We start from the raw sequence: 11,835 nt of genomic DNA, 5'->3' as shown, positions 1-11,835 counted from the left end.
TCGTCGGTCAGCGGCGGCGGGTGCCGGCGGCGGCGAGCGCGACGGCGGCCAGGATGATGACGCCCGTGACGAGATCTTTGATCTGGGGGTTGAAGCCGAGGATGTCGAACCCGTTGCCGATGAGGGCGATCAGGAAGACGCCCGCGAGCGATCGCCAGACGGCACCCACACCGCCGTAGATGCTCGTGCCGCCGAGGATGATGGCGGCGATGGCGGAGAGTTCGAGGCCGGCTCCGGCCTGGGGTTGGCCGGAGGCGATGCGCGAGACGCCGATGGCGGCGGCGATACCGGCCGCGAGGCCGCTGAGCGCGAAGACCATGACCTTCACGCGGTCGACCCGGATGCCCGAGAGGCGTGCGGCGTCGGCATTGCCGCCGACGGCGAAGACGTGACGGCCGAACACGGTGCCCTTCAGGAGGAACCACATGACCGCGACGAAAAGCACGAGGACGATCACCGAGTAGAAGACTCCGCCGATCCGCCCACGACCGAGCTCCGAGAAGCCGGTCGCCGTCACCTGGATGAGGGCACCGCCGGTGATGAGCACGGCGATGGCCTTGTAGATCAGGCTCGTCGCGAGCGTGGCGAGGAACGAATGCACGCGCAGTACCGTCACGGCGAGGCCGTTCACGATCCCCAGTACGACGCCGATCACGATGGGAGCGATGAGGGCGAGCGTGATGTTGCCGCTCTCCACCGCCACCCACGCCGCCGACACGCTCCCCACGGCGTAGATCGCCGCGGTCGAGAGGTCGAAGGCACCCGAGATGATGACGAATGTTCCGGCGACGGCGATGAGCGCGAGGGGGACGTTCTGGTTGGCGATGTTCAGCAGGTTCGCGAACGTGAAGAACGAGGGAGAGGCGATCGCGAGGACGAGGATGAGGATGCCGAGGAGGATCAGGACCGCATAGTCACGAAGGAAGACCAGGACACGGGCCAGGGTGAGGCCCCGGGGCACGGTGGTGGTGGACGTTGTGGCGGTCATGCGGGGTTTCCGATCTCCTGGTCGACGGCAAAGAGGTGGGCGAGCACGTCGCTGACGCCGAGGGCTGCGGGGTCGACTTCGCCCGCGATCGTCCCGGCGGTCACCGTGTACGCACGGGTGCTCAACGCGAGGACTTCCTCGTGCTCCGAGGAGATCAGGAGGACTCCGACCCCCCGATCGGCGAGGTCCGCGATGAGGTGGTAGATGGTGGCCTTGGCGCCGATGTCGACGCCTCGTGTGGGTTCGTCGAGGATGACGAACGTCGGATCGCCGATGAGCCATTTGGCGAGCAGAGCCTTCTGCTGATTTCCGCCGGAGAGGCCGCCGATCTCGAGGTTGATGCGCGGAGGACGCATGCTCAGCGCCTCGGCGAACTGCTGGGCGTTGTCTCGTTCCCGACGCGGGTTGACGACTCCGAGGCGGGCGAACCGACCGAGGAAGGCGAGCGAGATGTTCTCTTTCACGCTGCGCTCGAGCACGAGGCCCTGGGCGTGACGGTCTTCGGGAACCATCACGACGCCGGCCTCGATGGCCGTGCGGGTGTTCCAGCGGCGGCGTTCTCTCCCCTCGAAGACGACCCTTCCTGAGGTGATCGGATCCGCCCCGGCGATGGCGCGTGCGATCTCCGATCGACCCGAGCCGACGAGCCCGAGGAGACCGACGATCTCCCCGGGACGCACCTCCAGAGAGGCGGACTGCACCCCCGCCGTCGTGGACACGCCCTCCACCGTCAGGACGGGACGGACGGACGGATCGACGCGCGGGCGCCGTTCGGGGAAGGTCACGGAGAGCTCGCGCCCCAGCATCCCCTGCACGATGGAGCCCTTTGTCTCGTCGGCCGCGTCCGCCGTGCGCACGCGCACGCCGTCGCGCATGATCGTGATGCGATCAGAGACGTCGAGGACCGCGTCGAGGAAGTGCGAGACGTACACGATGGTCCGGCCCTGCTCCCGGAGGGAGCGGATGAGGGTGTGGAGCCGCTCGGTCTCGTGGGCGGTGAGCGACGAGGTCGGTTCGTCCATCACGATCACGCGTGCCTCCCGAGCGAGAGCGCGCATGATCTCGACCTTCTGCTGGTCGGCGATCCGAAGATCGCCGACCAGCGCCTTCGGCGGCAGGCGGAAATCGGCCTGTGCCTCGAGGTCGGCGAAGCGCTGCGCGACGTTTCGTCGCATCACGCCCAGGGTGTTGCTCTCGACTCCCAGGAACACGTTCTGCTCCACCGTCAGCTCGGGAACGAGGGAGAGTTCCTGAGCGATCATCACGACACCGGCTCGCTGGGCGCGGACGGTGTCCCAGCGCCCCACGGGTCGGCCGTCGACGGTCAGCTCGCCGGAATCGGGGCTGTAGAGCCCCGCGACGATCTTTCCGAGGGTGGATTTTCCGGCACCGTTCTCGCCGACCAGCGCGTGCACTTCTCCCGCGCGCAGGTCGAGGTCGACGGCATCCAGCGCCTTCGTGCCACCGAAGCGTTTCGAGATCTGGCGCAGTTCGATGATCGAGGACGTGGTGTTCATAGAGAGTCCGATCCGTCAGGGGCGGCTCAGCCGACCCACTCACCCGTGAAGTCGGGCGACTTCTCGAGCGTGGTCTTGTTGGCGTAGGGCTCGACGCCACCGATCTCATCCGCATTGACCCACGCGGTGACCTCGGCGCCGGTCAGGCTGTTGTAGAGCTGCTGCATGGCGGCGCTCCCCATCGAGACGGGGAAGTTGAGGTAGTCGGCCTTCCAGATGCCGTCCCGAACGTTCTGGACCGCTTCCTGCGTGCCGCCGCCACCGGTGAGGTAGACCGACTTCGGGTCGATACCGGCGTCTTCGAGCGCGATCTGCGCGCCCTTCGCCTGCTGATCCGCGTTGGAGAGAACGACGTTGAGGTCCGGTGTGGTCTGCAGCACGTTGCTGATGCTGGTCGCCGAGGCGTCGGGGTCGTAGTTTCCCTCGACCGTCGCGACGATCTGGATGTTGGAGTTCTTCTCCAGGACGCTGCGGTACGCCTTCTCGCGCGCGACGTCGAGAGGCGCGTTGAGCTGTCCGACGAGCAGGGCCACCTTGCAGGGGTTGATGTCCTTGCAGTAGCTGACCACGTCCTCCGCCTGCGTGGCCGCGGCGTCGCTGGGCGGAACCGCCACCGTCGAGACCACGCCCTCCACCTGGGGGTCCATGTTGTCGATGTCGGGACCGATGGGGTTGAGCACGGTGGCGACGGGGATGCCGTTGCCGAGCGGGAAGGCCGCCGCCAGGGCGGTGCCGTCGGACGGCACGACCACCACGCCGTCGTACTGATTGCCGGTTCCGGCCGTCTCCAGCTGACCGAGCTGCGTCCCGGAGTTGAACTGGCCGTCGAGAATGGTGATCTGGATGTTCGGGTCGAGCTTGGCTGCTTCCTGCTTGACGCCGTCGCCGACGGCCTGGTTGTAGCCGTTCTGACTGGATGCCAGGAGAACCGCGATGCGGTACCCGCCGTCGGCGCCGCCGCCACCGCTCGCCCCGCCGCTGCACGCGGTGAGGGTTCCGGCGGCGACGGCCAGTGCTGTCGCTGCGACCGCGATCCGGCGGATGCGCTGCTGTGATTTGTGCTGCACTTTCCTACCTCCTTGTGGAACGTGACACGAGGGTCGAGCACCCTCTTCAGTACTATGTCACATCTCCTATGCCAAAGGTAGTGAGGAAGTGTGTCCAGCGCATTTCCGCGGCGTTGCTCAGTCCTTACGCACGGCGTGGTCGATCTCGAACAGTCGTGCCGAGCCCACCTCCACCCCGTCGAGGATCGCCACGAGCCCCGCTCGTTGACGCCGAGGGTGGTCGAGCCACTCCTGATAGGCGTCCAGATCGGGCCACAGCGCGGTCACCATGACCTCCCCCGACCCGTCGGTGGCCACGGAGATCTCCGACGCCACCGCGCGGGAGTTGTCCAGGGAGAACTGCAGGATCTCCTCGGCGCGGTACACCTCGAGGACCTCGCCCACCCGTTCCCGAGGAGGCCGGAGCGAAAGGACGCTGCGGATCATGCGCCGACCCGCCCCGACGTCGCCGCGTGCCCCCAGGTCGCCGACTCACCCGCGGGCGCGTGGCGCTGGGGAACACCCCAGGGGTTGCTGTCGCGCAGGGGCGCCGGGAGAACGGCATCCGGAGCGCTCTGGTAGGTGACGGGCCGCAGGAATCGCGTGATCGAGGTCGTTCCGACCGACGTGCCGCCGAACCCGGTGGTGGCCGGGAACGGGCCGCCGTGCGTCATCGCGGGCGTCACGGCGACACCGGTGGGCCAGCCGTTGAAGACCACGCGTCCGGAGTGGGCCGCCAGCGCGTCGGCGAGGTCCGCGTAGCCGGACGGATCCTCTCCGGCAGCCGTGTGGAGAGAGCCGGTGAGGTTGCCGGGGAACAGCTCGCGGACCACCCCCGGCAGATCGTCTGCGTCGGAGTACTCGACCAGGATCGCCAAGGGGCCGAAGGCTTCGTCCAACAGCCGTTCGCGGTCGGCGCGAAGCGCCTCGAGGTCGGTGCGGACGAAGGTGGGAGTGACCCAGGCGTTGCCGTCACCGTCTTCGCGCACGACGCCCTCGACGATCGTCTGCACCTTCGGAGCCGAGAGGATGCTCCCTCGCCTGTCGAGGTAGCCCTGCGCGATCCCGGGGTACAGCAGGCGATGTTCGGGAACGGTCGCCGCGGCCTGCCGGACGACCTCGTCACCGAGTCCGCCGGCGGGGACGAAGACGAACCCGGATTTCGTGCAGAGCTGACCCGCTGATCCGCCGACGCTGGCGACCAGCTCGGCGGCGAGGGCGTCTCCGCGCTCCTGCGCGGCCGCCGACGTGATGAAGACGGGGTTGACGCTGCCCAGCTCCCCGAAGAAGGGGATGGGCGTGGGGCGGGCGGCCGCGATCGCCGCGAGGTGCAGACCCCCCTTCGTCGATCCGGTGAACGCGGCAGCCGTGATGCGCTCGTCCTGCAGGGCCGCGACCCCGACCTCCCGGCCGATGATGACATCGAGGCTGCCCTCCGGCAGACCCGCCGCGACCAGAGCGTCCGCCACGATCCTCGCCGTCATCAGCGAGAGCTCCAGGTGTCCGTCGTGAGCTTTGACGACGACGGGGCATCCCGCGGCCAGGGCCGCGGCCGTGTCGCCCCCGGCCACGGAGAACGCGAAGGGGAAATTGCTCGCGGCGAAATTCAGCACCGGCCCGACCGGCGCGAGGTAGCGACGAAGGTCAGGGCGAGGACCGAGCGCGAAGGCGCTGTCGGCCGCGTCGAGCCGGACGTCGAGGAACGACCCGTCGACGACGACATCCGCGAAGAGCCGGAACTGCACGGTCGTCCGCCGGAGCTCTCCCCTCAAGCGCTGTTCCGTGAGTCCCGTCTCTCGCTGGGCGACCTCGACGAGAGCGTCGACCGCGGCATCCAGAGCATCGGCCGCAGCGACGAGCGCGGCGGCGCGGACGCTCGGCGGGATCGCGGCCAGCACCGGGGCGGCGCTGGCCGCGGCGGCGAGAACCGATTCCCGGTGGAGATCGGTGGTGGGGGTGGGCGACGTCATGATTCCTCCGTGTCAGTCAGAACTCGAATCCCTGGGGGAAGGGATCCGAGGGGTCGAGCATGTATTGACCGATGCCTGTCACCCAGGCGCGACCGGTGATCGTCGGGACGACGGCCGGGATGCCGGCGACCTCGGTTTCGCGGATGAGACGGCCGGTGAAGGTCGACCCGATGAACGAGTCGTTGCGGAAGTCCTGTTCGAGAGGGAGCTCGCCCCGCGCCCACAGCTCCGCCATCCGCGCGGACGTTCCCGTGCCGCAGGGGGAGCGGTCGAACCAGCCGGGGAAGATGGCCATGGCGTGGCGGGAGTGGGTGGCGTCGGAACCCTTCGCGATGAACTCGACGTGGTGACAGTGGTCCACACCGTCGATCTCCGGGTGCGAGGGAGGGTTCTGGGTGTTGATCGCGTCCATGATCGCGAGCCCCGCCTTCAGGATCTCGGTCTGATGTGAGCGGTCGAAGGGGAGCCCGATGTCGTCGAGTTCGACCATCGCGTAGAAGTTGCCCCCGAAGGCGAGGCTGTAGGGCACGTCGCCGAGGCCGTCGACGGTGATGTGGTCATCGAGGCGGACGGCGTACGACGGCACGTTCTCGATGGTCACGGATTCGGCGTGCCCGTCGGAGACGTGAACGCGCGCGATGACGAGTCCCGCCGGTGTGTCCAGGCGGATCGTCGTCACCGGTTCGACGACGTCCACCATTCCGGTCTCCACGAGAACGGTCGCGACACCGATGGTGCCGTGGCCGCACATGGGCAGGCACCCGGACACCTCGATGTAGAGCACGCCGAAGTCGGCGTCGTCACGGGTCGGCGGCTGGAGAATCGCTCCGCTCATGGCCGCGTGGCCCCGGGGTTCGTTGACGAGGAGCCGACGGATGTGGTCGAGATGCTCGATGAAGTAGAGCCGACGCTCGTTCATCGTCGCGCCGGGGATGACCCCGACCCCGCCGGTGACGACGCGGGTGGGCATCCCTTCGGTGTGGGAGTCGACCGCTGTGTAGAGCGTGGTTGAGCGCATGGCGCACCTCCGGGTTGTGCAGGACGTTTCGGCCGGACGGGGAGAGGATCAGGGATGTGGTGGTGCCTGTTCGGCCAGGGACGCGAGGTCGCCCAGTCGCTGGGGTGTCGAGATGGGCCGACGGTCGACACGCGCACCGTCCGCACCCGGCCCCGGCCCGCCGAGGATCTGCTCCACGGTGCGACCGCAGATGCGCCCCTGGCAGATCCCGAGCCCCGCGCGCGTCGTCAGCTTCAGGGAGCGCAACCCCGGCGCCGCATCGGCGCTTCGACAGATCGCTCCGTAGGAGACCTCCTCGCACCGGCACACGACCGTGGAGTCGGCCATCCACTTCCGCCATCCGGGCCGGATTCCGTGCGCGGCAGCGATCCGGGCGGCGAAGCCCGAGAAGACGGTCCGGCGGCGCAGAGCGCCGGCCATGGGGTTCTCGCCCGCCGCGCACGCGCCCGCGATGGCGCCTTCCGCCAGGGCGAGGTCGACTCCCCCGATGCCCGTGACCTCTCCGGCGGCGTACACCCCGGCGACCGTGGTCATCTGATGGCCGTCGACGACGACGAAGCGGTCCTCCGTCAGCTCGCATCCGGCGGCCAGCGCGACCTCGAGGCGCGGAGTGAAGTCGTGGGTGACGCAGACCGCGTCGACGGCGATACGTCGTTCCGTGCCGGGAAGGGGCGCCCAGTCCGCATCGAGCTCGGCGACCGTCACGGCCTCGACGCTGTCGGTGCCGTGTGCCGCGATGACTCCCCTCCCCGTGCGGTACGGGATGCGTCCGCGGACGAATGCGCGCGCGTACCCGACGAGCTCTCCGGCCTTGGACCGTGCGCCGGCGAGCTGCCACGGCTGAGGGGACCACCCTCTCAGCAGGCGCCCCGTGCGGTTCGCCTCGAGGACTTCCACCACCCGGGATCCCGTCTCGGCGACGGAGGTGGCCACCGGCAGCAGGAACGGCCCCGCGCCGGAGACGACGACCCGGCGCCCGATGGAGATCCGCTCTCCCTTCGCCAGGGCCTGAGCGGCCCCGCCGGTGAACACTCCGGGCAGTTCCCACCCGGGGAAGGGAAGGGTGCGGTCGTGCGCGCCCGTGGCGATGACGATGCTGTCCGGGGTGAAGCTCCGCATGAGGGCTCCGGTCTGATCGACCGGGCCCTCGGCCACGTTGACTCGGCGGCCGCTCGGAGAGGAGGGATCGGGTTCGACGGACCAGACGTTGGCACGAAGGAGGAGGGTGCAGCGGGGGTCCGCCGCGACGCGCTCGTGGAGGGCGCGATACTTCTCCCAGCCGTGGTGGAGACGCTTCTCGTGACGTCCGGCTCGAGCGGGTGGGAGATGCCGCCAGTACTGGCCACCGGTTTCGTCGGAGGCATCGAGGAGGGTCACCGCGGCACCGGCATCCAGTGCTGCGACGGCTGCGGCGAGACCCGCGGGGCCGGCGCCGACGACGAGGACGTTCCTGGTCATGCTTCCTCCTCGGAGACGGGGACGGGGAGAGCGTCCTGTTGCGAACGGACGACGTCGCCGTCCTTCGCGCGGCGTTGGCACAGTCGAACGTCTCTCTCGCCGTTCACTTCGGCGATGCAGTCGAAGCAGACTCCGATGCCGCAGAACACGCCACGAGGACGACCGCCGACGGACGTCGTGCGCCAGCCGAGCCGTCCCGAGGCCAAGAGGACCCCTGCGATGGTCTGCCCCTCCGCTCCCTCGAGCGTCGCACCGTCCACGGACACCGTGAGCGTGGGCGAGTGCGTCGGCTCCACCGCGTCGCGATCGCGGGGCACACGCCACGACGTCATGCCGCCACCTCGTCGAGGTGGGGCTGGAGCGTGGGGCGTTCGAGCGCGAATCCGGAGGCGTCGATGGGGGTGGGCTCGCCCGAGATCATCGCGCGCAGAAGGACCGCCGTCGCGGGAGCGAGACCGATTCCGGCGCCCTCGTGCCCCGTGGCGTGCCAGAGCCCGGCAACGCGATGGTCGTGGCCGATCATCGGGAGATGGTCGGGCATGTAGGGACGGAATCCGCTGTAGCTGCGCATGGCGGACGCCGACGCGAGGAACGGGAAGAGAGTGATCGCTTTTCTGGAGAGTTCGGCCACGATGGCCGCCCGGAAGTCGTCGCGGAACCCGACCTGCTCACGGGAGGATCCGATGAGGACGGTGCCCGCCGCCGTGGATTCGACGACGCTCGAGGTCTGGAGCTCCTCGCCGGAGGACCCGACGGCCCCGACGTAGTCGGCGTCGTAGACCTTCCTCCTGATGCGATGAGGCATGCGGGTGGTGACCAGAACCATGCCGCGACGGGGGCGGACGGGGATGGGCGCGCCCAGCTGGGCACTTACCTCCGCGCTCCAGGGTCCGGCTGCCACGACGACGTGATCGGCATCGAGGCGGGCTTCTCCGCGGGGGCCGGAGATCCGGACGCCGACGATTCGTCCCGCCGTGTCGCGGACACCGGCGACGACGCGAGTGCTGCTGAGGACGCGCGCGCCCGACAGGCGTGCCGACGCGAGGAACGCCTCGGTGGCGATGACCGGCTGCACTTGAGCGTCGTCGGGGTACAGCACCGCTGACGTGAAGCGCTCGGTCAGGTGGGGCTCGAGAGCGAGCACCTCATCGCGCTCGAGCACCTCCGCACGAACCCCCACCGCCCGCTGCCTGTCGGCGAAAGCGAGGAGCGACTGCGCGCCCTGATCGGTGGTGGAGACCACGAGACCGCCCTTGGGTTCGAACTCGATCCCCGGGAAGTCCGAGGGGAGCTCGGCACGCAGCTCCCGGACGAGGGCAGGCCACAGCCCTCGCGACAGGAGGGAGAGGTCGAGTTCGGGGCCGGGGCCCTTGTCGCTCACCAGGATGTTTCCCTCACCGCGACCGGACGTTCCCGATGCCGCGGTGGATCGTTCCACGACGACGACCTCGTGCCCCGCGCGCGCGAGCTCTCGCGCGGTCGCGGCTCCGACGATTCCGGCGCCGATGACGACGATGCGCGACATGCTTACCTCCCGATGACCGCGGCCATCAGTACTATGTCACACTTCGTGAGGTCCGGGACGCTCAGGCTCCCGGCTCGGGGCGACCCGCCCACCAGCCGATGACATGGCCGATGTGCTTGTGCATGAGGTCCTCGGCCTCCTCGCCCTTGCCCTCGGAGAGCAACCGCAGGAGATCGTGGTGCTCGGCCGCCGACTGCGCCAGCTCTTCCGTTGCGAGAAGACCCGCAAGGCCCGGCAGGCGGGTCTGACGTCGAAGATCCGACACGAGTTCGGTGAGCCGTCGATTCCCCGCCTGATCCGTGAGGGCGGCATGAAACGCCCTGTCCGCCTCGAGATACGCGCTCAGATCACCGCGGGCCGCGTTCGTCACGATGGCGTCCGCAAGTCGTGACAGTTCGTCGTGGGCCTCCGGCCCGATCTTTCCGGCGATCTGCCGCATGACGGGGGGCTCGAGAAGTCGGCGGACCTCCACGATCTCGTCGATGTCGCGGTCGCTGACGGCCGTGACGCGAAAGCCCTTGTTCCTGACGGTCTCGACGAACCCCTTGGCCTCGAGATTCAGCATGGCCTCCCGCACGGGGGTGGCCGAAACGTCGAACTGCGCTCCCAGAGCCGGTGCGGAGAACACCTCGCCCGCCGGCATCTCCCCGGACCTGATGGCCGCTTCGAGCGCCAGCTCGACCCGTTCGCGCAAGCTCGACGCGGGCCGGATCGGGGTCACAGCGGGAAGGGAAGTCATGGGTGTCGATTCGCTCGGAGGCCTGTGTGGTATGCGACACGTTACCCCGGCTCACCCCGTGTCGCGTCATCGGAGCGCGAACCCGGGCCCCGTGGCATCCTGCGTCGCGTGGACGCCCATCGCCTTCGCCTCCGGCGCGCAGCGCGGACAGCGTCAGGGGGTCGGCACCGTGCAGATCGCGTTGCCGACGATGCCGTCGCGCATCTGCTGAGCCGTCCACGGGAGTCCCGCCTCGGGCGCGGTCTGACCGGAGGCCGCGGGAGCCTTCGACGCGATCGCCGCGAGCTCCCAGGTCAGCCACGCGGCGGTCTTCGGGTTGCCGGCGGAGTTGTTCAGCACGACCGAGACGGCCATGCCGGTCTCGGGATCGGCGAACGAGCCCACCATGTACCCCATCGTGACCCCGAACTGCCCGATGAGCGAGCCGGCCTGGTAGGCGCCCCCGGCCGCGGTGAACCACGTGGGGTCGTCGGCGCTCACCGGGAGCGGCGAGGCGAAGCGGTCGGTGCCGTCCGGGAGGAGAGAGCCGGATGCCAGGGCCTGGGTGTAGCGGCCGAGGTCGGTGATGTTCGTGACAGCGCCCGATGCGGCGCCGCCGAAGCTCGACGACAGCACAGTGACGTCCTGCGGCTGATCACAGGTCCAGCCGCCCTCGGGGATCTGCTGCGAGCGGAACCCTTCGAGAGGCGACGAGGACGGCGCGGCGGCGGCCGGCGCCGGCAGCGCGGTGGCCGACAGACCCAGAGGTCCGGCCACGCGCTCACGGATGAGGTCCGACAACGACTCACCCGTCGCGTGCTCCGCCGCAAGACCGGCGATGAGGTAGTTCGTGTCCGAGTCGGAGAACGACGCACCGGGGGCGTTGCGTCGCGGGCTGGAGATGCCGTACGCCAGCAGCTCTCGCGCGTTCCACGCCCGGTCGGGGTTGTTCAGCTCCACGCCGTTGAGCACCGACGAGTACGAGCCGAGCCCCGACGTGCCGTCGCACAGCATCCGCAAGGTGATGTCCTCGTACCCGGGGAGGTTGCTGACCCACGTCGTCACGCTGTCGTCGAGCTTGAGGGTCCCGTCGGACGCGAGACCGTAGAGCACATCGCACGTCATCGCACTGGTGACGTCGGCGGCGCGGAACCCGAGGTCTGCGGTGACCTCGGCTCCTCCCGGCCCCTGCGTGCCCAGACCCGACACCCAGGTGCCACTCCACGGCACCCAGACGCCCACGATGGCGCCGGTCGATCCCGTGGCGGCCATGGCGGTGGTGACGGCGTCGCGCAGTTCGGTGACCGTCTGGTCGGCCAGCGGCGCATCCACCTGCGCCGGCACGTCGACAGAGACCGTGGCCTCCGGCGTGCACCCGCTCAAGATGACGGCGAGGACACCCGCGCCGGCGATCGCGACCGCGGCAGATCGACGCCAAGTCCCCATACCGAACCCCCTGGAATCCGCGCACGACGAATGACGCGGTCCAAGAATTCAAACACACGCCACCTGAGCGTTCCTGCCGCTTGCGCCGGCCGGGCGTCACGTCTGCATCACATCTCGATCGCGCGACCGAGGACTTCCCCTTTTCCCCG

At 69.3% G+C, this 11,835-nt stretch carries 11 protein-coding genes; all 11 read right to left on the bottom strand.

The features are described 5' to 3' along the window. Positions 1 to 7: 7 nt before the first annotated feature. Positions 8 to 988, bottom strand: coding sequence for an ABC transporter permease (locus tag PIR02_06530; GenBank protein ID WZH38319.1), 981 nt, complete (start codon positions 986 to 988; stop codon positions 8 to 10). Then, on the bottom strand, positions 985 to 2,505 hold the full coding sequence (locus PIR02_06525) for a sugar ABC transporter ATP-binding protein (protein WZH38318.1): 1,521 nt from the start codon (positions 2,503 to 2,505) through the stop codon (positions 985 to 987). Before PIR02_06525 ends, PIR02_06530 begins: the two co-directional genes overlap by 4 nt. 26 nt (positions 2,506 to 2,531) lie before the next feature. Next, a complete protein-coding gene (locus tag PIR02_06520; protein ID WZH38317.1) occupies positions 2,532 to 3,572 on the bottom strand; it encodes a sugar ABC transporter substrate-binding protein in 1,041 nt (346 codons plus the stop codon). A gap of 117 nt (positions 3,573 to 3,689) precedes the next feature. Then, positions 3,690 to 3,998 carry a hypothetical protein gene (locus PIR02_06515; GenBank protein WZH38316.1) on the bottom strand — a complete coding sequence of 103 codons (309 nt, stop codon included), beginning with the start codon at positions 3,996 to 3,998 and terminating at the stop codon, positions 3,690 to 3,692. Then, positions 3,995 to 5,521, bottom strand: coding sequence for an aldehyde dehydrogenase family protein (locus PIR02_06510; GenBank protein ID WZH38315.1), 1,527 nt, complete (start codon positions 5,519 to 5,521; stop codon positions 3,995 to 3,997). The genes PIR02_06515 and PIR02_06510 overlap by 4 nt, the downstream gene beginning before the upstream one ends. Before the next feature lie 16 nt (positions 5,522 to 5,537). Continuing rightward, a complete protein-coding gene (locus PIR02_06505; GenBank protein ID WZH38314.1) occupies positions 5,538 to 6,539 on the bottom strand; it encodes a proline racemase family protein in 1,002 nt (333 codons plus the stop codon). Between the two features lie 48 nt (positions 6,540 to 6,587). Next, positions 6,588 to 7,997, bottom strand: a complete 1,410-nt coding sequence (locus tag PIR02_06500) for an FAD-dependent oxidoreductase (protein WZH38313.1) — start codon at positions 7,995 to 7,997, stop codon at positions 6,588 to 6,590. Next, positions 7,994 to 8,329, bottom strand: coding sequence for a (2Fe-2S)-binding protein (locus PIR02_06495; protein WZH38312.1), 336 nt, complete (start codon positions 8,327 to 8,329; stop codon positions 7,994 to 7,996). The genes PIR02_06500 and PIR02_06495 overlap by 4 nt, the downstream gene beginning before the upstream one ends. Beyond that, the gene (locus tag PIR02_06490; protein ID WZH38311.1) at positions 8,326 to 9,522 is read right to left on the bottom strand and encodes an FAD-dependent oxidoreductase; all 1,197 of its coding nucleotides are present in this window, start codon (positions 9,520 to 9,522) and stop codon (positions 8,326 to 8,328) included. Before PIR02_06490 ends, PIR02_06495 begins: the two co-directional genes overlap by 4 nt. A 61-nt stretch (positions 9,523 to 9,583) precedes the next feature. Then, positions 9,584 to 10,261, bottom strand: coding sequence for a GntR family transcriptional regulator (locus PIR02_06485; GenBank protein ID WZH38310.1), 678 nt, complete (start codon positions 10,259 to 10,261; stop codon positions 9,584 to 9,586). A 153-nt stretch (positions 10,262 to 10,414) separates the two neighbouring features. Then, entirely contained in the window at positions 10,415 to 11,686 is a 1,272-nt protein-coding gene (locus PIR02_06480; GenBank protein WZH38309.1) for a serine hydrolase, read from the bottom strand. Positions 11,687 to 11,835: the final 149 nt, after the last annotated feature.

Source organism: Microbacterium enclense, from assembly GCA_038182865.1.
In the GTDB taxonomy this organism is placed as follows: Bacteria; Actinomycetota; Actinomycetes; order Actinomycetales; family Microbacteriaceae; genus Microbacterium; species Microbacterium enclense_B.
This window is presented reverse-complemented; position numbering and strand designations above follow the sequence as displayed.